The sequence below is a fragment of the Streptococcus porcinus genome, from assembly GCF_901542335.1.
Classification (GTDB): domain Bacteria; phylum Bacillota; class Bacilli; order Lactobacillales; family Streptococcaceae; genus Streptococcus; species Streptococcus porcinus_A.
This window is the reverse complement of the sequence record NZ_LR594036.1, coordinates 2,024,714-2,050,972: the sequence shown is the minus strand read 5'-3', so window position 1 is coordinate 2,050,972 and position 26,259 is coordinate 2,024,714. Positions and strand designations below refer to the sequence as shown.

18 protein-coding genes and 2 pseudogenes are annotated in these 26,259 nt (G+C 38.4%); all 20 read left to right on the top strand.

From position 1 onward, the window contains the following. Positions 1-110: 110 nt before the first annotated feature. The 20 genes and pseudogenes from leuS (at position 111) to polA (ending at position 26,200) form a co-directional block, all read left to right on the top strand. The gene (gene leuS / locus FGK96_RS09910) at positions 111-2,612 is read left to right on the top strand and encodes a leucine--tRNA ligase (RefSeq protein ID WP_138083381.1); all 2,502 of its coding nucleotides are present in this window, start codon (positions 111-113) and stop codon (positions 2,610-2,612) included. Between the two features lie 195 nt (positions 2,613-2,807). Continuing rightward, positions 2,808-4,247, top strand: coding sequence for a PTS sugar transporter subunit IIC (locus FGK96_RS09905; protein WP_003082939.1), 1,440 nt, complete (start codon positions 2,808-2,810; stop codon positions 4,245-4,247). Positions 4,248-4,452: 205 nt separating this feature from the next. Further along, positions 4,453-4,731 (top strand): PTS sugar transporter subunit IIB, encoded by a 279-nt coding sequence (locus tag FGK96_RS09900; RefSeq protein ID WP_138083380.1) that lies wholly within the window; start codon positions 4,453-4,455, stop codon positions 4,729-4,731. Between the two features lie 62 nt (positions 4,732-4,793). After that, positions 4,794-5,279 carry a PTS sugar transporter subunit IIA gene (locus FGK96_RS09895; RefSeq protein WP_138083379.1) on the top strand — a complete coding sequence of 162 codons (486 nt, stop codon included), beginning with the start codon at positions 4,794-4,796 and terminating at the stop codon, positions 5,277-5,279. Between the two features lie 50 nt (positions 5,280-5,329). Next, positions 5,330-5,995 carry a 3-keto-L-gulonate-6-phosphate decarboxylase UlaD gene (locus tag FGK96_RS09890; RefSeq protein WP_138083378.1) on the top strand — a complete coding sequence of 222 codons (666 nt, stop codon included), beginning with the start codon at positions 5,330-5,332 and terminating at the stop codon, positions 5,993-5,995. Positions 5,996-5,999: 4 nt separating this feature from the next. Continuing rightward, a complete protein-coding gene (locus FGK96_RS09885) occupies positions 6,000-6,863 on the top strand; it encodes an L-ribulose-5-phosphate 3-epimerase (RefSeq protein WP_138083377.1) in 864 nt (287 codons plus the stop codon). A gap of 4 nt (positions 6,864-6,867) precedes the next feature. Beyond that, positions 6,868-7,581, top strand: a complete 714-nt coding sequence (locus FGK96_RS09880; RefSeq protein WP_138083376.1) for an L-ribulose-5-phosphate 4-epimerase — start codon at positions 6,868-6,870, stop codon at positions 7,579-7,581. Between the two features lie 207 nt (positions 7,582-7,788). Next, the gene (locus tag FGK96_RS09875; RefSeq protein ID WP_138083375.1) at positions 7,789-8,775 is read left to right on the top strand and encodes a LacI family DNA-binding transcriptional regulator; all 987 of its coding nucleotides are present in this window, start codon (positions 7,789-7,791) and stop codon (positions 8,773-8,775) included. A gap of 230 nt (positions 8,776-9,005) precedes the next feature. Beyond that, positions 9,006-10,025, top strand: a complete 1,020-nt coding sequence (locus FGK96_RS09870; RefSeq protein WP_138083374.1) for a hypothetical protein — start codon at positions 9,006-9,008, stop codon at positions 10,023-10,025. A 38-nt stretch (positions 10,026-10,063) separates the two neighbouring features. Then, a complete protein-coding gene (locus FGK96_RS09865) occupies positions 10,064-11,020 on the top strand; it encodes an NAD(P)-dependent oxidoreductase (protein WP_138083373.1) in 957 nt (318 codons plus the stop codon). An 85-nt stretch (positions 11,021-11,105) separates the two neighbouring features. Further along, positions 11,106-12,557, top strand: a pseudogene (locus FGK96_RS09860) (PTS galactitol transporter subunit IIC). 20 nt (positions 12,558-12,577) lie between these two features. Beyond that, on the top strand, positions 12,578-13,567 hold the full coding sequence (locus FGK96_RS09855; RefSeq protein WP_138083372.1) for an amidohydrolase family protein: 990 nt from the start codon (positions 12,578-12,580) through the stop codon (positions 13,565-13,567). Between the two features lie 188 nt (positions 13,568-13,755). After that, positions 13,756-15,275, top strand: a pseudogene (locus FGK96_RS09850) (FGGY-family carbohydrate kinase). Positions 15,276-15,296: 21 nt separating this feature from the next. Next, positions 15,297-16,055, top strand: coding sequence for a sugar phosphate isomerase/epimerase family protein (locus tag FGK96_RS09845; protein ID WP_138083371.1), 759 nt, complete (start codon positions 15,297-15,299; stop codon positions 16,053-16,055). 72 nt (positions 16,056-16,127) lie between these two features. Continuing rightward, complete coding sequence (locus tag FGK96_RS09840) at positions 16,128-17,792, top strand: BglG family transcription antiterminator (RefSeq protein WP_172601644.1); 1,665 nt, start codon at positions 16,128-16,130, stop codon at positions 17,790-17,792. 173 nt (positions 17,793-17,965) lie between these two features. Beyond that, complete coding sequence (gene ulaG / locus FGK96_RS09835; RefSeq protein WP_138083369.1) at positions 17,966-19,057, top strand: L-ascorbate 6-phosphate lactonase; 1,092 nt, start codon at positions 17,966-17,968, stop codon at positions 19,055-19,057. A gap of 198 nt (positions 19,058-19,255) precedes the next feature. Then, positions 19,256-20,146 carry a diacylglycerol/lipid kinase family protein gene (locus tag FGK96_RS09830; protein ID WP_138083368.1) on the top strand — a complete coding sequence of 297 codons (891 nt, stop codon included), beginning with the start codon at positions 19,256-19,258 and terminating at the stop codon, positions 20,144-20,146. 287 nt (positions 20,147-20,433) lie between these two features. Beyond that, positions 20,434-21,714, top strand: coding sequence for a quaternary amine ABC transporter ATP-binding protein (locus tag FGK96_RS09825; protein ID WP_138083367.1), 1,281 nt, complete (start codon positions 20,434-20,436; stop codon positions 21,712-21,714). Between the two features lie 15 nt (positions 21,715-21,729). Further along, complete coding sequence (locus FGK96_RS09820) at positions 21,730-23,457, top strand: ABC transporter permease/substrate binding protein (RefSeq protein WP_138083366.1); 1,728 nt, start codon at positions 21,730-21,732, stop codon at positions 23,455-23,457. Between the two features lie 97 nt (positions 23,458-23,554). After that, a complete protein-coding gene (gene polA / locus FGK96_RS09815) occupies positions 23,555-26,200 on the top strand; it encodes a DNA polymerase I (RefSeq protein ID WP_138083536.1) in 2,646 nt (881 codons plus the stop codon). The last annotated feature ends 59 nt before the right edge of the window (positions 26,201-26,259 follow it).

The window sequence follows — 26,259 nt, the reverse complement described above, 5'->3', positions numbered from 1 at the left end:
TATAACACTTATAAGCGAAAAAAGAGCTATTGCTTGTGATTCCCCATTTATTAACCATTGATTTCATGCTATAATAGGAAGAACTAGACTTTTGACACGGGAGATTCCATATGACATTTTATAATCACAAAGAAATAGATCCTAAATGGCAGGCTTACTGGGCTAAAAATCATACCTTTAAAACGGGAACGGATGCTTCAAAACCTAAATTTTATGCTTTAGATATGTTTCCTTACCCTTCTGGTGCGGGCTTACATGTTGGTCACCCTGAGGGCTATACAGCTACTGATATTTTAAGCCGTTTTAAACGCGCTCAAGGCTATAATGTTCTTCATCCAATGGGATGGGACGCTTTTGGATTACCGGCTGAACAATATGCTATGGACACTGGAAATGATCCAGCTGAATTTACAGCAGAAAACATTGCCAATTTCAAGCGCCAAATTAATGCTCTGGGTTTCTCCTATGACTGGGACCGAGAAATTAATACAACAGATCCCAACTATTATAAGTGGACACAATGGATTTTTACGAAACTCTATGAAAAAGGCTTGGCTTATGAAGCCGAAGTACCTGTCAACTGGGTTGAAGAGCTTGGAACGGCAATTGCTAATGAGGAAGTACTGCCTGATGGAACTTCAGAACGTGGTGGTTATCCAGTTGTCCGTAAACCAATGCGTCAGTGGATGCTTAAAATCACAGCCTATGCGGAACGACTTCTCGAAGACCTTGAAGAAGTAGATTGGCCAGAGTCCATCAAAGACATGCAAAGGAATTGGATTGGCAAATCAGTAGGGGCTAATGTCACATTTGCAGTTAAGGATTCTAGCGAAAGTTTCACTGTTTTCACCACTCGTCCTGACACCTTGTTTGGGGCTACCTATGCAGTCCTGGCTCCAGAGCATGCGCTTGTTGATGCTATTACGAGTACAGAACAAGCTGAAGCGGTGGCTGAATATAAACGTCAGGCAAGCCTTAAATCAGATTTAGCGCGTACAGACTTAGCCAAAGAAAAAACGGGTGTTTGGACTGGTAGCTATGCCATTAACCCAGTAAATGGACAAGCAATGCCGATTTGGATTGCTGACTATGTTTTAGCAAGCTATGGAACAGGTGCTATTATGGCAGTGCCTGCTCATGATGAACGTGATTGGGAATTTGCGAAGCAATTTGATCTTGACATTATTCCTGTTTTAGAAGGGGGTAATGTTGAGGAAGCAGCCTACACAGAAGATGGACTTCATATTAATTCTGACTTCCTAAACGGTCTCAACAAAGAAGATGCCATCGCTAAAATGGTTGCTTGGTTGGAAGAACAGCAAGTTGGCAATGAGAAAGTGACTTATCGCTTACGTGATTGGCTCTTTTCTCGTCAACGCTATTGGGGGGAACCAATTCCGATTATACATTGGGAGGATGGAACTTCAACAGCTGTGCCAGAAGATCAACTACCGTTGATTCTTCCTGTAACGGGTGATATTCGTCCTTCAGGCACTGGTGAGTCGCCTTTGGCCAATCTTACGGATTGGTTAGAAGTGGTTCGTGAAGATGGTGTTAAAGGTCGTCGCGAAACTAATACGATGCCACAATGGGCCGGGTCTAGTTGGTATTATTTACGTTATATTGACCCTCATAATGATCAGGCTTTGGCAGACCCCGAATTATTAAAACAATGGTTGCCAGTTGATATTTACGTGGGTGGTGCAGAACATGCCGTTCTTCACTTGCTCTATGCACGGTTCTGGCATAAAGTCCTCTACGATTTAGGGATTGTACCGACTAAGGAACCATTCCAAAAGCTCTTTAACCAAGGAATGATTTTGGGAACAAGCTATCGTGATCACCGCGGGGCACTTGTAGCAACAGATAAGGTTGAAAAACGTGATGGTTCTTATTTCCACATGGAAACTGGCGAAGAATTAGAACAAGCACCAGCTAAAATGTCGAAGTCTCTTAAGAATGTTGTTAATCCTGATGATGTGGTAGAAGAGTACGGTGCGGATACTCTGCGTGTTTATGAAATGTTCATGGGTCCCCTTGATGCTTCTATCGCTTGGTCTGAGGAAGGTCTTGAGGGAAGTCGTAAGTTCTTGGATCGTGTTTACCGACTCATTACGACTAAAGCTATAATTGCTGAGAATAATGGAGCTTTGGACAAGGTTTATCACGAAACGGTTAAAGCTGTTACTGAACAAATTGAAGCCATGAAATTTAATACAGCTATCGCTCAATTGATGATTTTCATTAATGCAGCTAATAAAGAAGAAAACCTCTTTATTGACTATGCCAAAGGCTTTATCCAATTAATTGCTCCATTTGCACCTCACTTAGGGGAAGAATTATGGCAGAAAGTAACTGGCATAGAAGAATCAGTAACCCATGTCGCTTGGCCGATTTGGGATGAGAGTAAGCTCATCGAGAATGAAGTTGAAATTGTTGTACAAATCAAAGGCAAAGTTAAAGCGAAGCTTTTAGTAGCCAAAGATTTACCAAAAGCTCAATTAGAAGCTATCGCTTTGGCTAACGAAAAAGTTCAAGTTGAAATTGCAGGTAAAGAAGTGCTGAAGGTCATAGTTGTGCCTAATAAATTGGTTAATATTGTCGTGAAATAAGCTAGTTATTCCTTTTATGAACAATAGAATAAACAAAGTATCTCCTTGATTTTAGGGAGATACTTTTTTGATGATTAAGACTCTGGTCCATTTTTGAACACAAGGCTGTGTGATACTTGGTCTTTTTTAAAACGCTTTCAATTTTTATAATAAAGATATAAAAATACTTAATAACTTTGAAAAGAGGTAGTCGTCATGGAATTGTTCCTAGCTCCCCTAAATTGGTTCTCGCAAAATATTTTGCAGAATCCAGCTTTTTTTGTAGGTCTTTTGGTACTGATTGGGTACATGCTACTCAATAAACCTCCGCATGAAGTTTTTGCCGGTTTTATTAAAGCAACAGTCGGCTATTTAATTTTGAACGTTGGTGCGGGTGGTCTTGTTACTACATTTAGACCGATTTTAGTGGCTTTAGCTAAGAAATTTGAATTGAAAGCGGCAGTTATTGACCCTTATTTTGGTTTGGCAGCAGCAAATGCCAAGTTAGAAGGTATGGGGTTCATTAGCGTTGCCACTACTGCCTTGCTGATTGGGTTTGGGGTTAACATTTTATTGGTAGCTCTTCGTAAAGTGACTAAGATCCGTACTCTTTTTATTACGGGTCACATTATGGTCCAACAAGCAGCAACTATTTCTGTTTTTGTCCTTCTTTTAATCCCGCAATTTCAAAATGCTTTTGGAGCATGGGCAGTAGGTATTATTTGTGGACTTTATTGGGCAGTAAGCTCTAATATGACGGTTGAAGCTACTCAACGCTTGACTGGCGGTGGAGGTTTTGCTATTGGCCACCAACAACAATTTGCGATTTGGTTCGTGGATAAAGTGGCTCCCTTCTTTGGTAAAAAAGAAGAAAACCTTGATAATTTGAAGTTACCAACTTTTCTAAGTATTTTCCATGATACTGTTGTTGCTTCAGCTACTTTAATGTTAGTCTTCTTCGGTGGGATTCTAGCGGTACTTGGTCCAGACATCATGTCTAATGTTAAGTTAATTGGACCTGGAGCCTTTGTACCTGCTAAGCAAGCCTTCTTCATGTACATTCTACAGACATCACTTACTTTCTCAGTTTATCTTTTTATCTTGATGCAAGGGGTGCGGATGTTTGTTTCTGAGTTAACTAATGCCTTCCAAGGTATTTCTAACAAACTCTTGCCAGGATCATTCCCTGCTGTTGACGTTGCAGCTTCTTATGGTTTTGGGTCATCAAATGCAGTTCTTTCAGGATTTGCCTTTGGTCTCATTGGCCAATTGATAACCATTACATTATTAGTTGTCTTTAAAAATCCAATTCTAATCATCACAGGTTTTGTACCGGTCTTCTTTGATAACGCGGCTATTGCCGTTTTCGCAGATAAACGCGGTGGTTGGAAAGCAGCAGTTGCCTTATCCTTTATTTCTGGTGTGATTCAGGTGGCTTTAGGTGCCATTGCAGTTGGCTTACTTGATTTGGCTGGTGGTTACCACGGAAATATCGATTTCGAGTTCCCTTGGTTAGCTTTTGGTTATATCTTCAAATATTTGGGCATCCTTGGTTATATCGTCGTGTGTCTCTTCTTCTTAGCTATTCCACAATTACAATTTGCGAAAGCTAAGGACAAAGAAGCTTACTACCGAGGGGAAGCACAACCAAAATAAAAGGTATTTGTCCTTTGCTTGATTTGCCTTAGTATGGCTAAGCGAAAAAAAGATACTTATAACAGATAAGACTTGTTGCTATTCTATTAAGCAATAGTCAGCAAAGCTTATTAGCTTGCACTATTTAAAAATAAACTCCAATCGTAAGAACTAATAACTAAATAGCTCTGCGATATATCAAAATGAAAGAAAAAGGAAAAAGATTATGGTTAAAATTTTAACAGCATGTGGAAATGGTATGGGATCATCTATGGTTATCAAAATGAAAGTTGAAAATGCTTTACGTCAACTTGGTGTAACGGATATTCAATCTGCGTCTTGTTCGGTCGGTGAAGTAAAAAGTTTAGCAGCAGGTTACGACATTGTAGTTGCTTCTAATCACTTAATTCATGAATTAGATGGCCGGACTAAAGGGCATCTGGTTGGTCTTGATAATTTAATGGATGACCAAGAGATTAAAGAGAAGCTTAGTCACGTATTGTAAGCTTTTGATAAATTATTGGTTAAAAAGAAGCTTTTTGACTGACAGTAAAGAAAGGATATGACATGAACTTAAAACAAGCTTTTATCGAGAACAATTCTATTCGACTAGGCCTGTCAGCAGAAAGCTGGCAAGAAGCTGTTGAACTTTCAGTGGAACCTTTGATTGAAAGTGGTGCTGTTTTAGAAGAATATTATCAGGCAATTATTGATTCAACAGAAGAATACGGTCCCTATTATATTTTGATGCCAGGGATGGCCATGCCACACGCAAGACCCGAAGCAGGTGTGCAAAGAGATGCTTTCTCATTAATTACATTAACGAGTCCAGTTGTTTTCCCGGATGGTAAAGAGGTTCAGGTTCTGTTGGCTTTAGCAGCGACTAGCTCTGATATCCACACAACAGTAGCAATCCCTCAAATCATTGCACTATTTGATATGGAAAATTCAATTGATCGTCTTCTAGCCTGTCAATCTTCTGAAGATGTTTTGGCTTTAGTAGAAGAATCAAAAAACAGTCCCTACCTTGAAGGTTTGGATTTGGAATCTTAAGGCTGACAGTCATATCAAAAATATCGAACATTTAGAAAGAGGAATAGATAGTGTCAAAACATACCCCAAATTTACAAGTTGCTCTTGATCATTCTGATTTGCAAGGAGCTATTAAGGCCGCTGTTTCAGTTGGTCATGAAGTTGATGTTATTGAAGCGGGAACGGTTTGTTTGCTTCAAGTAGGTAGTGAGTTAGTGGAAGTTCTCCGGAGTCTTTTTCCTGAGAAAACAATCGTTGCTGATACCAAGTGTGCTGATGCAGGCGGTACGGTCGCTAAAAACAATGCTCTTCGTGGAGCAGACTGGATGACTTGTATTTGTTGTGCTACTATTCCAACTATGGAGGCAGCCCTTAAGGCCATTAAAGAAATTCGTGGCGATAAAGGTGAGATACAAATTGAATTGTATGGAGACTGGACCTTTGAACAAGCACAGTTGTGGTTGGACGCAGGGATTTCCCAAGCTATCTATCACCAATCACGCGATGCTCTTTTAGCTGGTGAAACTTGGGGTGAAAAAGACCTTAACAAGGTGAAAAAATTGATTGAAATGGGCTTCCGAGTATCAGTAACTGGAGGACTAGATGTGAGTACCTTGAAGCTCTTTGAAGGGGTTGATGTCTTTACATTTATCGCAGGTCGTGGTATAACTGAGTCAGAAGATCCTGCTGCAGCGGCGCGTGCATTCAAAGACGAAATCAAACGTATTTGGGGGTAACCAGATGGCGCGTCCTATTGGTATTTATGAAAAAGCTACGCCAAAACATTTTTCTTGGCGGGAACGCTTAGAATTTGCAAAAGATTTAGGTTTCGACTTTGTGGAAATGTCTGTGGACGAATCAGATGCTCGCCTTGCTCGTCTGGAGTGGAGCAAGAAAGAGCGTCTAGATATCGTTAAGGCTATTTATGAAACTGGGATTCGGATCCCAACAATTTGTTTCTCTGGACATAGACGTTATCCATTGGGCTCAAACGATCCTACTATTGAAGCTAAATCACTTAATCTGATGAAACAATGTATTGAATTGGCTCAGGACTTGGGTGTTCGAACCATTCAATTAGCTGGTTATGACGTTTATTACGAAGAAAAATCACCTGCAACCCGTGCTCGTTTTATCAAAAACTTAAGAAAGGCTTGTGACTGGGCAGAAGAAGCGCAAGTCATGTTATCCATTGAAATTATGGATGATCCTTTTATCAACTCTATTGAAAAATATTTGGCAGTTGAAAAGGAAATAGACTCACCTTACCTCTTTGTTTACCCAGATACAGGAAATGTTTCTGCTTGGCATAATGATCTGTGGAGTGAATTTTACAATGGTCATAAATCTATTGCTGCTCTCCATCTAAAAGATACCTATGCTGTTACAGAAACTTGTAAAGGGCAATTTCGTGATGTTCCCTTTGGTCAAGGGTGTGTTGATTGGGAAGAGATGTTTGCTGTTATCAAGAAGACTAATTACAAGGGGCCTTTCTTGATTGAAATGTGGTCAGAAAATTGTGAGACGGTTGAGGAGACAGTGGCTGCTATCAAAGATGCCCAAGCCTTCCTTTACCCACTCATTGAAAAAGCGGGATTGAGGTAACAGGATGAAAAATTTACAAGAAATGCGAGAACGTGTGTGTGCAGCTAACAAGTCGCTACCAGAACATGGACTTGTCAAGTTTACTTGGGGTAATGTCTCAGAAGTCTGTCGTGACCTAGGCTGTATTGTCATTAAACCCTCTGGTGTGGATTATGACCTATTGACACCAGAAAACATGGTCGTCACCGACCTTGAGGGAAATGTTATTGAGGGGGACTTAAATCCCTCATCAGACTTACCAACGCATGTACAACTTTATAAAGCGTGGCCTGAGGTTGGTGGTATTGTCCATACCCATTCTACAGAAGCAGTTGGTTGGGCTCAGGCAGGTCGTGATATTCCCTTTTATGGAACGACTCATGCAGACTACTTTTATGGTCCGATTCCCTGCGCTCGCTCTTTAACATTAGAAGAAGTCAATGGTGCTTATGAAAAAGAAACGGGTACTGTAATTCTAGAAGAATTTAGTAAACGTGAACTTGACCCGATGGCTGTACCAGGGATTGTGGTGCGCAATCACGGTCCATTTACTTGGGGAAAAACTCCTGAACAAGCAGTTTATCATTCCGTTGTTTTAGAAGAAGTTGCTAAAATGAATCGTTTCACCGAACAGATTAATCCACATGTGGAAGCAGCGCCAAAATACATCATGGACAAGCATTATTTGCGTAAACACGGCCCTAATGCTTACTATGGTCAAAAAGGTGATGAGCACTGAGGTTGTCTTAACTCTGAAGAAGGGGTGAAACAATAACATAATACTTCGCTAACTATCCTTAGGTAAGTCGTACTGACTTACCTTTTTATTGTTACATTGGGCAGATAAGGTTTTTAAGCGTAGTCGTCATCTGTTGTCGTTACTTGATAATTGCTTCAATCATGATATAATATGCGTAATGAACGATAGGATGATTAGGAGTTAGACATGTTTGAAAAGGTAACTATTAACGATATTGCTAAGTTAGTTGGAGTGTCAAAAGCTACCGTTTCTTATTACCTTAATGGGAACTATAAAAAGATGTCTCTAGCTACGAAAGAAAAAATTAAGCAGGCGATTGACGTTACGGGCTACCAACCAAGTAAAATTGCTCAGAGTTTAGTCACACGTGATACACAGACTATAGGGGTGGTTATTGCTGATATTACCAATCCCTTTATCTCTTCGGTGATGAAAGGGATTCACGATACATGTCAGCAATATGGTTATACGGTTAACTTTACCAACTCAGATAATAACCTTCAGATTGAGCTGGAGAACTTGCATCATTTGAAACAACAAGATGTGTCAGGTATTATTCTTGATTCCGTAGATCCTAATAATCCCTTTGTCAGTGCTTTTGATCCTCAAACTCTTGTCATGGTTGATAGGCAAGCTAATCAGCTTCAATTTGATACAATTGTTTCAGACAATGAAGCCTCTACAAAGCAGTTTTTACAAGAGATGATTACCGCAGGTTATCAGGATATTTATTTTGTCAGCTTCCCTATTGAGGGAATTTCGACACGAGAACTGCGGTATAAAGGCTTTAAAGAAATGGTTACAGCTAGTCAAGATCATTTAATCATTTTAGGTAAGGAAGGCAGTGATGAGTATATTTTGAATATTATAAAGAACTCGTCTTCTAAGCCAGCCTTCTTAATGATGAATGGACCTACTCTCTTGAGTTTTATGAAAATTGTTAATCAGTCCCCATATCATTATCCTAACGATTTTGGCCTGGGAACCTATGAAGATTTGGAATGGATGCAATTGCTGACACCATCGGTGTCTTGTATCAAACAAGATTCTTATGGTATTGGTTGTTTGGCTGCGGATCATTTGATAACAAAATTGAGAGGGACCAGATCTTCAGTTGCTAGCCCAAAACTGTTGGAAGTGGTTAACGAAATCATTATTCGTCACTCTTTTTAGAAATGATAGTGAGTCCAGGTTTTCTGAACTCACTAAATTTTAAAAAAATCTTGTAAACGCTTGCTTTATTGTTTGTCTAGTGTTATAATAGGGGTGTCTTTGGTTAACCGTTTAACACAAAAGAAAAAGATTTTGTGTGTAACCGTTGCAGTTCAGGTCTTCGCTTCTATTTTTTTATGAATTTGGTTAATCGTTTAACTCACAAATGTTGTGCTTGCTAAGGAGGTTTCATGCAGGTTAAAAAATTATTAACAGATGATTTACCAGCTGCTTATGCTGTTTGCCGACTTCAGAAAGGAACTGCTGATTTTCTGTTAGTTGCTTCGGAAGTTGATGCTGCTTGTTTTGCTTATGATCTAAATCGAGGCCTTGATAAGCAAGTAGTGTGGCAGGATATCGGTGGAACGATGTCTATTGTACAAGTTCCTGGAACAATGAATTTTTTGGCGACACAGAAGTTTTACCCAGGTTTTAATGCTAAGGAATGTCAAATTGTCTATGGTTTTTTTAATGGAAGCACTTGGGATATCCAAAAGATTGCAGATTTTCCTTATCTTCACAGATTTGATTTAGTTGAAAATCAGAGAGGAGAACTGCTATTTATTGGTGCAACTATTGCTAATTCGAAAGCTTTTGTCGAGGATTGGTCGGATAAGGGGCGACTTTTTGTGGGTAAGTTTGATAGTAAGTCATTAACTCTAGAGCAACTTAAAGAATTACCTTTGTGTCTGTTAAAGAATCATGGTTACTATAGAGCGCACTCAGAAGGTTATTCTTTGATTACGGCTGTAGAAGGGGTTGTTAAGCTGACTTATCCAGATTTTTCAGATACTGGTGATTGGCGTTTAGATATTTTATATGGTCAGGAAACCAGTGACATTGTACAAGGAGATATTGACAATGACGGTCATATCGAGAATGTAGTGATTCAAGGTTTTCATGGTGATCATTTGAGAGTACTCTCGGAGGACTTCAATCACGAATTATACCATTACCCAAATCTAACTCCATTTGGTCACGCAATTTGGAGTGGAACCATATCGGGTATTGCTTCTTTTGTTTTTGGCTGGCGCTCAGAAGAAGCAGAGCTTCGTGTTTTTAATTACCTAGACGGTCACTTTAAATCATGTTTAGTGGAAGCTGGGGTTGCATCAAGTAATTGCTTAGCTTTTGATAAAGATGAGAAGTCTTATCTGTTTTCTGCTAATAATGGTAGCCATCAGGTGGCCCTTTATGAATTATGTTTTTAAGGTTGTAACCATATATTATAGATATTAAGGAGGATTTTATGACGAAAAAGAAAGTGCTTGTTACAGGGATAGTCCCTCAAGAAGGACTAACAAAGCTCATGGATCAGTTTGAGGTAACCTATTCAAAAGGCACGCCGTTTTCAAGGGAGTATGTGCTTGAGCACCTGAAAGATTACGATGCTTGGCTATTGATGGGGCAACAAGCTGATAAAGAGATGATTGACGCAGGAAAAAACTTACAGATTATTTCTTTAAATGCTGTTGGCTTTGACCATGTGGATATTGCTTATGCAAAAGAAAAAGGAATTACAGTTTCCAATTCCCCTCAAGCAGTACGCCTGCCAACTGCTGAAATGACCATTACTTTAATGATGGCAGCAACTAAGCGTTTAGCTTTTTACGATAAAGTTGTGAGAGAAGGAAAATGGATTGATCCAAGTGAACGTCGCTACCAGGGGATGACTCTCAATGGTGCAACTTTGGGGATTTATGGCATGGGGCGCATCGGATCAACAGTGGCACAATTTGCAAAGGCTCTAGGTATGAATATTGTTTATAATGATGTCTATCGTTTGCCAGTAGAACGTGAAAAAGAGTTGGGGGTTACTTATCTAGGGTTTGATCAGCTTGTTAGCGAAGCTGATGTGATCACAATTCATGCGCCATTATTACCATCAACTCAGCATAAGTTTGATAAAAATGTTTACAGGCAAATGAAGAATCGTAGTTATTTAATTAATGCTGCTCGTGGTCCGATTGTTGCTGAGGAAGATTTGATTTGGGCACTTAAAGAAGGTCAAATTGCGGGTGCAGGTCTCGATGTTTTTGAATTTGAACCAGAGGTATCTGAAGAACTGCGTCAGCTTGACAATGTTATCATGAGCCCGCATGCTGGAACAGGAACGATTGAAGGCCGCATTACCCTAGCTGAAGAGGCCGCTGCGAATATCCTATCTTTTTTTGATGGAAAAGCTGTCAATGTTGTCAACGCATAAAATAGTTCAGGCCTTACAGGTTTAGAAATGGCGTTCATTTCTAAAGGAAATGTAAGCGCTTAATAAAAAATAAAAAGGTGACTCTATGTTAGAAGCTCTACACAAATTTTTCGAAGTCTTTGGTGCAGCAACGGTTGTACCTGCAATGATTTTTATTGTTAGTCTTTTTCTAAAAGTTAATCCTAAGCGAGCTTTCTTCTGTGCTCTGCGTGCAGGAGTTGGTTTAACGGGATTTGGTTGGATAATTTCAGCTTTTGCTCCAATGGTAACTAAATATATCCAGCAAATGGTTGAAACAACTGGACTTAACCTTCCTATTGTTGATATTGGCTGGCAGGCTGGATCTTTGACTGCCTTCTCTTCAGAGATTGGTTTGTCTTTCTTTGTCTTTGGCCTTTTGATTGAGCTTGTTTTATTCTTGACAGGTATTACCCGAGTATTTGTACCTTCAAATTTATGGAATAATTTTGGTTACATGATTTGGGGGACAATGGCCTACGTAGCGACAGGAAATTTTGTCCTTTCTTTTGCTTTCATGGTTTTTGTTCTACTTTATTCGTTAGTGATGTCAGAAGTTTTAGCAGACCGTTGGTCAGAGTATTACGGGGTTAAAAACGCTACGATTAATTCTATTCACAATATTGAAACCCTTATTCCGGCTTTAATACTTGATCCCTTATGGAATTTATTAGGCATTAATAAGGTAAAATTAAATCCAGAATCTTTGAAAACAAAACTTGGTATCTTTGGTTAGCCAATGACTCTAGGATTTATCTTAGGCTTAATCATTAGTATTTTAGGCAGTATTAAAAAACTTACCTCTATAGAAACTTGGGGAGGAATCTTCTCCTTTGCCGTGGCTTTGGCTGCAGTTATGACCATTTTCCCATTAATTACAGGAGTATTTGCTCAAGCTTTTGCTCCCCTTGCTGAAGCTGTTGAGCGTAACAAGAAGAAAGAAAATGAAGAAAGTTCAAGTCTTTCTGATAAAAAACGTTGGTTTATTGCCGTTGATGATGGAGTAGGTTTTGGTGAACCGGCGACCATCATTGCTGGTTTGGTATTGGTGCCAATTATGGTCGTCATCTCTCTTATATTACCGGGGAATAAGGCGTTACCAGTAGTTGACTTAATTGCTATTCCTTTTATGATAGAGGCTATGATAGCAGTTACTAGAGGGAATATTTTAAAAGCTATTCTAAATGGGGTTATATGGTTTAGCCTAGGTCTCTACGCTGCTAGTGCACTTGGTCCGATTTATACCGATGCCGTTAAACAATTTGGAACTGCTCTTCCTGCGGGAGTTACTTTGATTATGAGTTTTAATCTTCTTGCTCACCCGTTAACAGCAGTAGTTCTGTTTGCTTGGATTTCTGGTAATCCAATTTATATAGGATTAACAATTGTCGTTTACTTAGCTTTCTTAGTTCTCTTACGAACAAGAAGAGAAGCTATCTATCGTTATCTAAAAGTAATGTCAGATAAAAACAGTGGATTTGAAGGCTCTAATGAAAAAATCTTTATCGCAGAAGACTAGTTGTAATGGAGGAAGTATAAATGAAAAAAATTGATGGACATGCACATATTGTTAATACTATTGCTGGTTTTAATGGCAAAGGACGTCTAAATGCTATCGGCGATGGCTATGCTATTTGGGATGATGGAGATCTGATTAAATTAATTCCAAATGGCTACGGTGATCAATCGTTCACAGCAGAAGCTTTCTTGAAATTTATGGATGCTAATGATGTTGAGAAAGCAGTCATCTTACAAGGACATCTCAATGGTTACCAAAATTATTATACCCACCTTGCTATTAAAAAATATCCGGAACGCTTTACAGGAGCTTTTTCTGTAGATCCTTTTGCTGAAAATGCTATGCAGATTGTTCAACGTCACGTTGAAACACTGGGTTTTCGTGCCATTAAATTTGAAATCAGCCAAGGTGGAGGTATTCACGGTTACCGTGGACAAAAAACACCATTTCGTTTAGATACAGATCCTCATGTTAGTCGCATTTTAACTTATCTCCTAAATTATCCTGGTTTTGTGGTGACTGTTGATTATGGCAATTGGGATCAAATCAGCCACCAACCTGATGCCATTGCTAATCTGGCTCGCCTATATTCAGGCCTTGATTTTGTCGTTTGTCACTTGTCATTCCCTCATGCCGACACACCAAATCGTCTGCGTGCAGAACTTAGCATGTGGAAGGACTTAGATAATGTCTATACTGATATTTCAGCTATTCAAGATATTGATAGTCCGGACCAATTTCCTTTTCCTAAATCTGAGCAAAATGTCCGTATTGCTAAAGAGGTTCTGGGGGCAAAGCGTATTATTTGGGGAACAGATTCTCCTTGGTCAGCGACATTTAACACCTATGAAGAACTGGCAACTTGGTTAGAAGAGGTTGATATTTTTTCACAAGAAGAATTGGAAGATGTTCTCTATAATAATGCAGAACGGGTTTACTTCAAGCGGTCTGCTATTGAAGCTAACCAGCAAGCTATAGATCCTGTCACAAAAGACCTAGGTCTGTATTAAGAGATATTAGGAGTTTGGAACAATAAAGTGTTTCAAACTCATTTTGTCATTGGGAATCCTATGAACATTAGAGGTGTTTTGGTATTAGTTCTCAACTATTGATGAATAGAATATCTAAGTAAGTAATCATTAGGGAGAGTCAGTTGATAGTTTAGGGGCTTACTCATTTTTATAAGAAAGGATAAGCGATGCGCTATTTTTTGAGTATTGATTATGGTGGAACCAGCACAAAGGCAATTTTATTTGATAATAAGGGAAGAGAGATTCTGGTGTCTTCTTTTCCAACTTTAAGAATAGAAAATAAACCTGGATTTCGCGAAATTGATTTGGAAACCATGTGGCAGGCCATCTGTGATTCAATCAAAAAAGTTATTACAAAAGCAGCTATTAAGAGCTCAGACATTGCAGCAGTAGTGCCTATTGGTCATGGTAAAGGACTTTACTTGTTAAATAAAGACAAGGCGACTTTTTGCCACGGAATTTTATCAACGGATGAGCGCGCCAAAGATTTAGCAGCTAATTTTGAAGCTAATATTAATGAGCTTTGGGGGATGACAAAACAACATGTTGTAGGTGTTCAAAGTCCGGTTTTATTAAGATGGCTGAAAGAGTATGAACCTACGATTTATGATCAGATTGGCTGGGTTATGTCGGCAAAGGATTTTATTCGTTTTAAGTTAACGGGTAAAGTTAATCAAGAATATGGCGATGCTTCAGGTAATCACTGGATAAATTTTCAAACGGGAACTTATGACCAAGCTATCCTGAGTTTTTTTGGTATTGATGAGATATTCCAAGCTCTGCCAGAATTAGTGGACTGTAAGGATATCGTAGGCGAAGTAACAAAAGAGGTTGCCAATTTAACAGGATTAATAGAAGGAACTCCAGTCTTAGGAGGCTTATTTGATATTGATGCATGCGCGATTGGTTCGGGTGTTTTAGAAGAAGACACGTTCAGTTTGATTTCTGGAACTTGGAATATCAATGCTTTTCCAAGCAAGCGGCTAGTCAAAGTAGTGGTCAAATGAATTCATATTTTCCAAACCGTGATTTTTTAGTTGAAGCTAGTAGTCCAACTTCTGCTGGTAATTTAGATATTATTTTAAAGATGCTCATGTCAGAAGAAATGAAAAACATCGAAGAAAATGGGGCTGAATCTATCTATGAGACTCTCGAAATATTTTTGGAAAACACGGACGCAACCTATAGTGATATTATTTTTCTCCCTTTTTTATATGGTAGCAATGTCTCCACAGATGCCAAGTCATGTTTTCTTGGTTTAAGTACACGAACAACTAAGTCACACATGTTACGTTCAGTTTATGAAGGAATTGCTTTTGCTCATAAACAACACATTGAACAACTTATCTCAGCTAAAGGATCGGCCCCTAAGGTTATTAGAATGACTGGTGGAGCAACGCATTCAAAGGCATGGGTTCAAATTTTTGCAGATATTCTAAACCTACCAATTGAGACAGTAGAAGCTAGTGAGGTAGGTGGTTTAGGAGGCGCTCTGATTGCTAGGTCGACCTTGGATAATATTTCTTTGGAGCAAGCTGTAGCAGAAATGGTATTTGTCAAATATTCTTATCAGCCGACTTCGGAACAAAGCCATTATTATCAGCGAAAATATGACATCTATCAGCAATTATTAAAGGCTATGGCTCCTGCTTGGCAATCGTTAGCTGACTTGTCGAAACTATCGTAAAAAGAATAGAAAGAAAAGTAAATGTTTGAAAAAGAAAATCTTATTATTAATAGTATTGCATTTAAAGCCCAGTTAGAAGCGGGGCTTTTACAAGAAAACCTCTTAGACCAAGTTTTCGAAATGGGATTTAAAAGGTTTGAGGTACGTCGGGAGTTTTTAAAAAGCATTCCCCAAGAGTTAGAAGCTTTAAAAGAAAAAGCAAAGGAATTAGATTTAGCACTATTTTATAGCATTAATGAAAATCTACTAGTCAATAATAAGATTAACCCTAATTTAAATGACTTAATACAAGAAGCAAGAATGCTTGGGGCCCCTTTTTTAAAGTTGAATATTGGTGATGCGACTAATCTAACGTTAGCAACTCTACAAGCTTTAAAAGAACTGCTATCAAGTGATATGAGAATTTTGGTAGAAAATAATCAGGATACTAGAGGAGGAAGCCTCTCTAATTGCTCCCATTTTATGTCATTAGTGCATCAAGCTGGTTTACCTATAGGTTTCGTTTTTGATACAGCAAACTGGGCCTTTCTTGGGGAATCCCTTTCCCAAGCAACTTTAAAGATGTGTGATTTCACCACTTATCTTCACTGTAAAAACTATCAGAAATCATTGTTTGGTTTAGAAAATAGTCCCTCTTTATTTGAAGGGGAGATTGATATAACGACTATCATCTTACAATTTCCCAAAGCAAGATATCTAGCACTAGAATATACAACAACAAACGACCAATTACTAGCTGATGCCCAAAAATTAAGCCAGCTTAAGCGAGAGAGCTTTTAAAAAAAGAGATGCAATGTCGCTGAAATAATGATAAAATAGGCAAAGATAGATTTTAAGGGGAAGATTGAAATGGTGCTCTTGCTAGATAAAAAAAGCTACGATTTGTTATCTTATTTGATTAAACTTGATAAGCCTCAGACGGTAATGGCCATTTCAAAAGCATTAGGACAATCACGGCGAAAGGTCTATTACCACTTAGAAAAAATTAATGAGGCTTTGCCTGAGGTGGTTAGTCAGATTATTTCTTTGCCACGTATTGGAATTCTCTTAGACCAGAAACAAAAAGAAGCTTGTCGGTATTTACTGAAAGATGTGACGGATTATAACTATGTTATGAAAAGCGATGAGCGCATGAAATTATCTGCTATCTTTATCGCGATTTCGACACAACGTGTCACGATTGAGAAGTTAATGCAGATCAATGATGTGTCTCGTAATACGATTTTGAACGATCTAAATGAATTGCGTGAGGCCTTGGCAGCTTACGAGTACTCCATTCAACTGCATTCGACAAAGTCAATGGGTTATTACTTTGAATGTTATCCTTTATCATATATTCAATTTCTCTACAAGATGTTAGATGATATATACCACGGAGGCAATCAAACCTTCCTTGATTTCTTTAATCATAAATTAGAAGAACATTTAGCAAAGACAACTTATTTTTCAAGTGAGTTTACTCGCGTTCTGGATGACTACCTCTCTGATTCACAAGTTCAGCTAGGGAAGCGTATTAACAGCCAAGATAGTCATTTTATGATTCAAATTCTACCCTTTATCTTATTAAGTTATCGTAATATGCGCTGCGATTATCAGGTTATTGAAACCTTAAAAAAAGATTTTAATCTGATTTGGAAGCGTAAAGAATATTATATTGCCAAGGACTTAGCAAAAGAGCTGTATAAACGTTTTAAATTACATTTAGATGATATTGAAGTTGGCTTAGTAGCTATGTTAATGCTATCTTTTCGAAAGGATAAAGATAGTCATGTAGAAAGTCCAGATTATGATGATATGCGGACGACGCTTAGCCATTTTATTAAGGCTCTTGAAGATCGGTTTGATTTGCAGTTCACTCATAAGCAGGAATTGATTAAACAACTAACCCAACACTGTAAGGCTCTAATTTACCGTAAGAAATATGGGATTTCATCAGTTAATCCTCTAACTGAGCACATTCAAAAGCGGTACCAAACTTTATATCAGGAAACAGTTTCTTGTGCGACTATTTTAGAAGAGGCCTGGGCAATTCACTTATCAGATGATGATCTTGCATTTTTAACTATTCATTTAGGTGGGGAGCTTAGAAATAGTCTTGATAAAGTGGAAGAAACGCGATTTATTATCGTTTCTGACGATGGCATTGCTATTCAAAAAATTGTACTTCAGCAATGTAGTCAATACTTAAAAAGTGAGCACATCCTAGCAGTTTTTACTACAGAACAGTTTGAAAGTGTTAAAGATCTTTTAGATGTTGATGTTGTTATTACGACAAATCGAGATTTGGATAGTCCATTTACTACTATCACTGTTGACCCCATATTGAATGATGATCATATCTTATCATTAATTCGTCTCGCTAAGCGGCAAAATATTAATAAAGAGTCACGTTTTACGGACCAATTAGCAAAATGCATCAGTCAATATGTTGCTGATGAATCCGAAAACTATGGCTTGAAAATGGAAATAGAAGCTCTTATTCATCGCGAGCTACTTCAAGACTTTAAGAATAGTTAGACATACCTCGACGCTTCCCAAGGACGGAATGACTGTTGGGGATTTTTTAGTTTCGTCACCTTTTAAAGCGTCCATTTTTGAACACATAGCTGTGTGAGACTTGGTCTTTTTTAGTTTTCGAGAGAGTAATATACTTAAAGTACATAAATCATTATTATCGGAGGAAAGCATTAATGGCAAAAGTACAAGACATTACTCGTGAATCGTGGATTTTAAGCACATTTCCAGAATGGGGAACATGGTTGAATGAAGAAATTGAAGAAGAAGTAGTTCCTGAAAACAATGTCTCTATGTGGTGGCTAGGGAATTGTGGTATTTGGATTAAAACGCCAGCTGGAGCTAACATCGTGATGGATCTCTGGTCAAATAGAGGGAAGTCAACTAAAAAGGTCAAAGATATGGTTCGCGGGCATCAGATGGCTAATATGGCTGGTGTTCGCAAATTACAACCTAATTTGCGGGTTCAGCCTATGGTTATTGATCCTTTTGCTATTAATGAACTAGACTATTACTTTGTTTCCCACTTCCATAGTGATCATATTGATATTAATACAGCTGCAGCAGTTATTAATAATCCAAAATTAGCTCATGTGAAATTGGTTGGTCCGTATGAATGTGGCGAAATTTGGAAAAAATGGGGTGTTCCTGAGGAACGAATTATTATTGTAAAACCAGGTGATAGCATTACAATTAAAGATATGAAAGTTACTGCTGTAGAATCTTTTGACCGTACCTGTCTAGTTACCTTACCTGTTGAAGGTGCAGATGCTCAAGACGGTGAATTAGCTGGCTTGGCTGTAACAGATGAAGAGATGGCTCGTAAAGCTGTAAACTACGTTTTTGAAACACCAGGTGGAACTATTTATCATGGAGCAGATTCACACTTCTCAAATTATTTTGCCAAACATGGCCGTGATTTCTCAATTGATGTCGCTCTCAATAATTATGGTGAAAACCCACTTGGTATTCAGGATAAGATGACTTCTGTGGACTTGTTAAGAATGGCAGAAAATCTCCGTGCCAAAGTTATCATCCCAGTCCACTATGACATTTGGTCCAACTTCATGGCTTCAACAGATGAAATTTTGGAACTTTGGAAAATGCGGAAGGAAAGATTACAATACAATTTCCATCCTTTCATATGGGAAGTTGGTGGAAAATATACTTATCCATTAGACAAAGATAAAATCGAGTACCATCATCCAAGAGGCTTTGATGATTGCTTCTTAGAAGATTCTAATATTCAATTTAAAGCTTTGCTATAATCTTAAAGTATTGAAAGTGGGATCACTATGAAGACAAAGTTACTTTGTCTTCTTTTTTATTCCCTCTTTCTTTATTACCTTATAAAAGGATGATAAACATGGATCCCTCTTCCAATTCAAATAATAGTTGAGCTAAGCTATCAAAAGGATTTTATGTTAAAATGTAGGAAAATAAGGAGAGAAATAAGGGGGAGTTCTATGAAGAAAGTGTTATTAATAGTTAATCCAGCTTCTGGTGGCGAGCAAGCCAAGGAATTTGAAAAAGTAGCGCGTGATAAACTAACAAAGCATTTTGATCGTGTGGACACACGATATACAGAGGATATAGGTGACGCTAAAGTTTTTGCACGAGAAGCTTCGGAAAAGCATTATGACAGTATTTTTGTTATGGGTGGAGATGGGACAGTTAACGAAGCAGTCAACGGCATTGCTGAGCAAGATTATGTGCCAAATTTTGGTTTTCTACCACTGGGAACAGTCAATGATCTAGCTAGGGCTTTAGAGATTCCCCTAGATCCTCAAAAAGCTATTGATAGCTTGAATTTTGAGGAGACTCGTCCTTTAGATATTGGTAAAGTAAATGATACCTATTTTACCAACATTGTGGCTATTGGTAATATTCCAGCTTCCATTAATAATGTGGACGACAAACAGAAAACGTTTCTTGGTCCAATGGCTTATATCATTTCAGGAATGAAGGAAATTTTAGGGAATAAAACTTATGAATTTGAAATGATTACACCTGAAAAAAGAAATGAAATTAAAGGATCCTTAATTTTAGTCGGATTAACTAATTCAGTTGGTGGCATGGATCGTTTTACCTCAGAGGCTGAGGTGGATGATGGCTTCTTACATTTGGTATTTACTAAAGATCAAACTTTTTCGGAGACTTTAAAAGCGTTGCCAACACTATTTTCAAAAGAGAGTCAAACGGATGATATTGTGGCTTATGAAAAAGTTAAAAAGGTAACCATTACTGTTAAAAATGAGAAATTACAAACAAACGTTGATGGAGACCAAGGTGACTATCTCCCTGTAACATTAAAAGTCCTTCCTAGTCACCTTCAAGTATATACTTGTTTATCATAAAAAAGTTGTGGAATACAATCCACTTCTTTTTTTATGCGGTCACTTGTTGATCTGAAGGTGTTCTTGAAGGTTATTTGTCAATAGTAGCAGAGGGAAGAAAGCGATTGCTAAGGGTTTTTAGGTCATTTTAGTGAGGGTTCAGAGTTGACATAAGTGACCACACATGATATTATCTTATATGTTCTGTTTGGAATATGAAAGGTTTCGTTGATAATTATGAGAAAGTGAGAAGGATTTTCTATATGATTATTATGAAACTGTTAAAGAATAAATAAGAGAGGTTTACGATGGGAAATATACTAGAAGTTAGGCATTTGACAAAAATATTTGGAAAAAAGCAAAAAGTTGCCTTAGAGATGATAAAGCAAGGGAAGAGTAAGACAGAAATCTTTAAGAAAACAGGGGCAACTGTAGGAGTCTATGATGCAAGCTTCGATGTCAAAGAAGGCGAAATATTCGTTATTATGGGCCTATCAGGGAGTGGTAAATCAACTTTAGTTCGAATGCTTAATCGATTGATTGAACCCTCTGCGGGAGCAATTGAACTTGAAGGAAAAGATATCTCAAAAATGAATGCAGAAAATCTCCGAGAAGTCAGACGTCATGATATTAATATGGTTTTTCAAAGCTTTGCTCTTTTCCCACATAAAACCATCTTAGAGAATACGGAGTTCGGATTAGAATTAAGGGGTGTGCCAAAAGCGGAACGCCAAGAGAGGGCTGAAAAAGCCCTTGACAATGCAGGTTTGCTTAGTTTTAAAGATCAATACCCAAATCAGCTATCAGGTGGTATGCAACAGCGAGTGGGCTTAGCAAGAGCACTTGCAAATGGCCCTAAAATACTTTTGATGGATGAAGCTTTCTCTGCCCTTGATCCGTTAATTAGACGTGATATGCAAGATGAATTAGTAGATTTACAAGATTCAACTGGTCAAACCATAATCTTTATCAGCCATGATCTAAATGAAGCACTCCGTATCGGTGATAGGATTGCCCTTATGAAAGATGGTCAAATCATGCAGATTGGGACAGGAGAAGAAATTTTAACTAACCCAGCCAATGATTTTGTTCGTGAGTTCGTAGAAGATGTTGATCGCTCTAAAGTTTTAACCGCACAAAATATTATGATCAAACCATTTACGACAACAGTGGAAATTGATGGTCCACAAGTTGCTCTAAATCGCATGCATACTGAAGAGGTTTCGATGCTTATGGCAACGAATAGACGGCGTCAACTTGTAGGTACGCTGACGGCTGACGCTGCTATCAAGGCAAGAAAAGAAGGTTTGCCTCTAGAAGCAGTAATTGATCGTGAGGTCAGAACTGTTGATAAAGACACTACTATTACAGACATTATGCCGTTAATCTATGATTCATCAGCGCCTATTGCTGTTACTGATGAGCAAAACCGTCTCTTGGGTGTTATCATCCGTGGACGTGTCATCGAAGCCTTGGCTAATATTCCAGAAGAAGACGACACTACGATCATTAGAACGGTAGATACTGAGCAAGAGGTCGCAGACCAATCCCTTAAAAATGGGACGGTAATGGCAGAGCAATCTGAGTAAGAGGGAGATAATATTTTGGGAAATATATTAGAAACAAAATTACCAGTGGCTAAGCTGGTAGAAAAATTGACAGAGTGGCTAACGCATACTTTCTCTGGTTTGTTTAATTTTCTACAAACCATTGGAAGTTATGTAATGGATTGGATAACAAGTGTACTTTTATTTATTAATCCTTTACTATTTATTGTATTAGTAACAGCAGCTGTTTTTTTCTTAGCTAAGAAGAAATGGCCTTTGGCAACCTTTACTTTTCTTGGTTTGCTCTTTATCTATAACCAAGGTTTATGGGAACATTTGATTAATACTTTCACCTTGGTCTTAGTAGCCAGTTTAATTTCAATCATTATAGGAATTCCACTAGGGATTTGGATGGCTAAAAGTGCTACCGTTAGACAAATTGTTAACCCTATTTTGGACTTTATGCAAACCATGCCAGCCTTTGTTTACCTTATTCCAGCTGTTGCTTTCTTTGGTATTGGAATGGTTCCAGGAGTTTTCGCATCTGTTATTTTTGCCTTACCACCGACTGTTCGGTTTACCAACTTAGGGATTAGTAATATCTCAACAGAGTTGGTAGAAGCGTCAGATGCTTTTGGTTCAACTCCTCGGCAAAAATTATTAAAAGTTGAACTTCCTTTAGCTAAGAATACTATCATGGCGGGAATTAACCAGACCATGATGTTAGCACTTTCTATGGTTGTTACAGGATCAATGATTGGTGCCCCTGGTCTTGGTCGTGAGGTTTTATCAGCCTTACAACATGCTGATATTGGTACTGGTTTTGTTTCTGGATTGGCTTTAGTTATTTTAGCTATCATTCTAGACCGTACAACACAAAGTATTAATAGTAAGCAAGAAGATAAAGCAGCAGCTGGCAAAACCAATAAAGTAGTTGGTTTGCTAGCCTTAGGATTTTTTATCATTGCAGCCCTTGGCCAAACTATTGTAAGTATGAGTTCAGGTTCAGGTGAAAAGGGTGAAAAGGTCAAAATTGCTTATATGCAATGGGATTCAGAAATTGCTTCAACTAATGTTATTGCTGAAGTTTTAAAACAAGAAGGCTACCGTGTAGAAATGACGCCACTAGATAATGCTGTTATGTGGCAAACTGTCGCTAATGGTAATGCCGACTTTACAGTAAGCCCTTGGTTGCCCGTCACACAAGCCGAACATATGAAAAAATATAAAAATCAAGTGGACAATTTAGGTCCTAATCTGAAAGGAACTAAATTAGGTCTGGTTGTTCCCAAGTATATGAAAAATGTAAACAGCATTGAGGATTTATCGGACCAAGCCAAGAAAAAAATTACCGGTATTGAGCCAGGTGCAGGGATTACAACTGCTACACAAAAGACATTGAAGGCTTACCCAAACTTGTCTGACTGGGAGTTAGTCTTATCTTCAACCGGCGCCATGACAACTTCCCTAGACCAAGCTATTAAGAACAAGGAAGAAATCGTTGTAACCGGTTGGTCGCCACACTGGATGTTCTCTAAATACGATTTGAAATATCTTAAAGACCCTAAGAAAACTTTAGGTTCAGAAGAAAATATCAATAGTATTGCTCGTAAAGGCCTGAAAAAAGACATGCCAAAACTTTACAAGATTGTTGATAAATTCCATTGGACAACAGCAGATATGGAATCAGTCATGTTAGATATGAACAACGGTATGAAACCAGAAGATGCTGCAAAAAAATGGGTTAAAGCTAACCAAGATAAAGTTAAAAAATGGATTAACTAAAAGAATTGCCATAACAAAACCTTTGAAGATGATTCAAAGGTTTTTTGGTGGTTGCTTTAAAAGGTCAAAGAGGCTAGGCTTGTGTTATAATAAGGCTATGGAAAACAAGAATAAACTATTATTAATTGATGGCTCTTCTGTAGCCTTTCGTGCTTTTTTCGCTCTTTACAACCAAATTGATCGTTTCCGGAATCAGTCCGGCCTCCATACGAATGCTATTTATGGTTTCCACTTGATGTTGGACCATATGATGAAGCGGGTGCAACCGACTCATATTCTGGTGGCTTTTGATGCGGGCAAAACTACTTTCCGGACCGAGATGTACGCCGACTACAAGGCTGGACGTGCTAAGACTCCGGATGAATTCCGCGAGCAATTTCCTTATATCCGTGAAATGCTGACAGCTCTCGGGGTGCCTTTCTATGATCTGGATAACTACGAAGCTGATGATATTATCGGAACTCTTGATAAAATGGCAGAGCGGACAGAGGTGCCATTTGATGTCACCATTGTTAGTGGTGACAAGGACTTGATCCAATTGACTGACGAGAATACCGTGGTCGAAATCTCCAAAAAGGGAGTGGCGGAATTTGAAGAATTCACTCCAGCCTACCTGATGGAAAAAATGGGATTGACACCGGAGCAGTTTATTGACCTTAAAGCCTTAATGGGAGATAAATCAGATAATATCCCTGGGGTCACTAAAATTGGAGAAAAAACAGGCCTCAAGTTACTACATGAATATGGTAGTTTAGAAGGTATCTATGCTAATATTAATCATTTTAAGGCTTCTAAAATGAAAGAAAACTTGATTAATGACAAGGAACAGGCCTTTTTATCTAAAACCCTTGCAACAATCAATACAGATGCACCGATAACCATTGGTTTAGAAGATTTGGTTTATCGGGGACCAAACGTTGATGCTTTAGCTGCATTTTACGATGAGATGGGCTTTGTGCAATTGCGGACAGCTTTAAAAACGCAATTACCAAGTTCTTCAGTTATTGAAATGACCTATCAGGAAGTCGTTGATAATGTGACGGACAAAATGTTTGCTGAGGATAGTTTTTTCTACTTTGAAATCCTAAAAGACAATTATCACCGCGAAGCCATAACTGCTTTTGCTTGGGGGAATCAAGAGGCTATTTATGTCAGTCAGAATCCTGAATTACTGCGTCAGCCTTTGTTTACAAAAGTTTTAGAGAAACCAATTCTTACCTATGATTTCAAGAGGACAAAAGTTCTTTTAAATCATCTGGGGATAGAGATTCCCGAGGCTGCTTTTGATGCACGTCTCGCAAATTACCTTTTGTCAAATGTGGATGATAATGAACTAGCGACTATTGCTAGGTTACACACTAGTATCAGCTTAGAGTCCGATGAGACTATCTATGGGAAAGGTGTTAAACGTGCCTTCCCAGCTAAAGATCTTCTTTTTGACCATTTAGCTCGTAAGGTGGCTGTTCTTGTGGCTAGTAAGCCAGTTATGCTGGAAAAATTGGGGGATAACGGACAAAGTGACCTCTATTACAAGATTGAGTTGCCATTGGCGAATGTCCTGGCTAAGATGGAAATTGCTGGTATAAAAGTCAATAAACATACTCTTATGGAAATGGCCGAGCAGAATAGGAATGTTATTGACGCTCTGACACAAGAAATTTATGACTTAGCGGGTGAAGAGTTCAATATTAATTCACCAAAACAATTAGGTAGTATCCTTTTTGAGAAAATGCAGCTACCTTTGACAATGACTAAGAAAACTAAAACGGGCTATTCAACAGCTGTTGATGTCTTGGAACGATTGGCTCCGATTGCACCAATTGTTGCTAAGATACTTGATTACCGACAAATTACGAAATTGCAATCAACCTATTTGATTGGTTTACAAGACTATATTATGGAAGATGGCAAAATCCATACACGTTATGTTCAAGACTTGACGCAAACAGGCCGCTTATCGAGTACTGATCCCAACCTACAAAATATTCCAATACGAATGGAACAGGGACGTCTAATCCGTAAAGCCTTTACCCCATCTAGTGATGATTCGGTTCTCTTAAGTTCTGATTATTCACAAATTGAATTACGTGTCTTGGCGCATATATCAGGTGATGAACATTTAATTGCTGCTTTTAATAACAATGCTGATATTCATACAGCAACGGCTATGCGTGTTTTCGGTATTGAGAAAGAAACAGATGTTACTCCAAATGATCGTCGTAATGCCAAGGCTGTTAATTTTGGTATCGTTTATGGTATCTCTGATTTTGGGCTTTCAAACAATTTGGGGATTAGTCGTAAAAAAGCGCGTGACTATATTGACACCTACTTTGAACGTTACCCAGGTATTAAGGCATATATGGATTCTGTAGTTCGAGAAGCTAAGGACAAGGGCTATGTTGAAACACTCTTTAAGCGTCGCCGTGAATTACCGGATATCAATTCTCGTAATTTCAACGTAAGATCTTTTGCGGAGCGAACAGCCATTAATTCACCTATTCAGGGGAGCGCAGCAGATATTCTTAAAATAGCCATGATTAACCTAGATAAAGCCCTAGCCGACAGAGCGTTTAAGGCTAAAATGTTACTTCAAGTGCATGATGAAATTGTCCTTGAGGTGCCCAATCAAGAATTAGTTGCTGTTCGGCAACTGGTCAAGGAAATAATGGAAGATGCTGTTGACTTGGCGGTACCCTTACGTGCGGACGAGAATTCAGGCCAATCATGGTATGAAGCCAAATAAGCCTTGAAGAGTCTAGGGTTTAAAGTTTTTTTAGCGATCTAATATTTTTATGTTATAAT